The sequence below is a fragment of the Pradoshia sp. genome (assembly GCF_051873915.1).
Classification (GTDB): Bacteria; Bacillota; Bacilli; order Bacillales; family Pradoshiaceae; genus Pradoshia.
The window spans coordinates 1-1,800 of record NZ_JBJEFJ010000124.1 but is presented as its reverse complement, the minus strand read 5'-3'; the positions used below and the strand labels follow the sequence as shown (position 1 = coordinate 1,800).

Sequence of the window (1,800 nt, the reverse complement as noted above, 5' to 3'; positions counted from 1 at the left end):
AAGAGGAAATATGATTCCTTTTTTCTATCAAATAGAAAACATCGTCTATTATGATTTAAAGTACGGACTCTCCTCAATTCTCCCCCTGCCGAGACACATGATAAAATAAACTCAACACCACTTCATAAAGGGGAATCCAACATGCAACCACTGCCAATCTGGTCAGATAAGATTGATTTACATGAGGAAGCACCAATTATTGTCCCTTATATGGCAGAGCAAAATCCTGCCCGCTCCGCTGTGATCATTTGTCCTGGAGGAGGCTACCGCATGCGTGCTTGGCATGAGGGTGAGCCTGTGGCTGAGTGGCTGAATACGCTTGGCATTACGGCGTTTGTCCTCCATTACCGAGTCAATCCTGCCAAGCATCCAGAGCCGCTTGCTGATGTGCAGCGCGCCATTCGTTATGTGCGTTATCATGCAGAGGAATGGGGAATTGACCCCGATAAGATTGGGCTTCTTGGCTTTTCTGCAGGCGGCCATCTAGCAGCCTGTGCCGCAAATATGTCGGATTATCCTGCGTATAAGAAAATCGACAAAATCGATTCAGCATCCTGCAGGCCAGATATCGCTATTCTCTGTTACCCCGTAATCACGATGCTTGAGCATACTCATGAAGGCTCACTCACCTGTCTGCTCGGGGAAAACCCGAAGCATGAAGCACGCGAACTTCTTTCCATGGAGCGTCATGTCAGCACGGACACGCCGCCGACCTTCCTTTGGCATACGGCTGACGATCAGTCTGTTCCGGTCATCAACAGTCTTCTGTATGCCAACCAATTGAGCACAGCCCAGATTCCATATGAGCTTCATGTGTTTCAAAATGGACGGCATGGGCTTGGCCTAGCAGAGGAGGAACCAGACACCGCAAGATGGACAGGGCTTTGTGCAAGCTGGCTGTCAAAACAAGGATTTTGCAAAGCATAAAAAAGGAAGGCAGTCCCCATTATTTTGGGTGCTGCCTTCCTCGTCTTTATCCTCTTCCGCCTTGGAAGCTTGGATATAACGTCATTCCGCCGTCTGCATAAAGAGACAGTCCAGTAACATAGCTTGCTTCATTAGAGGCGAGCCAGGCCGCACAGGCGGCAATTTGCTCCGGCTGGCCGATCATGCCGAGCGGAATCATCTCCTCTACCTGCTCCCTTTGTTCAGGATCATCGAATTTTTCTGCATTAATCGGCGTTTTTATCGCTCCCGGACAGATGCTGTTCACCCTGATGCCATGAGGGGCATATTCCATTGCCAATGTTTCTGTCATTAACTTCACTCCGCCCTTACTTGCTGCATAGTGGACGAATTGCGGCCAAGGAATTCGGTCATGCACAGAGGACATATTAATGATAGAGCCCTTGATTTTATTTTCAACCATGTATTTGAGGGCTTCACGGGATCCGAGGAAGGCACCGGTCAGATTGATATCGATGACTTTCTGCCAATCCTCTAATGATAATTCGTGGGATTCCACTTGATTTTCCATTCCCGCGTTATTGATCATGACGTCAAGTGTGCCGAAGGTTTCAACCGCACAGTCAATCATTTTCTTGACGTCCTCTTCCTTTGTAACGTCACCCTGGACCGCCACGGCATCACCGCCGTATGATTTGATCGTCTCAATAATGGCATTATGATCATGCTTGTCTGAATGATAATTAATGACGACCTTGGCTTGTTCTTTCCCGAACCGTTCTGCCATCCCTTTTCCTAGACCTGTTGCAGCACCTGTGATCACGACAACTTTCCCTTTTAAACTATCATACATAGTCTATTCCTCCTTCATTATTCTTTCGTGAAACCGAGCAT

Annotated in this window: 2 protein-coding genes; one reads left to right on the top strand and one right to left on the bottom strand. The window is 47.8% G+C overall.

What is annotated here, in order from left to right:
• Window positions 1-141: 141 nt before the first annotated feature.
• A complete protein-coding gene (locus tag ACI35L_RS11320) occupies window positions 142-927 on the top strand; it encodes an alpha/beta hydrolase (protein WP_439802919.1) in 786 nt (261 codons plus the stop codon).
• A gap of 46 nt (window positions 928-973) precedes the next feature.
• Here the strand turns inward: ACI35L_RS11320 and ACI35L_RS11315 are convergent, their stop codons facing one another.
• A complete protein-coding gene (locus ACI35L_RS11315) occupies window positions 974-1,759 on the bottom strand; it encodes an SDR family oxidoreductase (RefSeq protein ID WP_049670364.1) in 786 nt (261 codons plus the stop codon).
• Window positions 1,760-1,800: the final 41 nt, after the last annotated feature.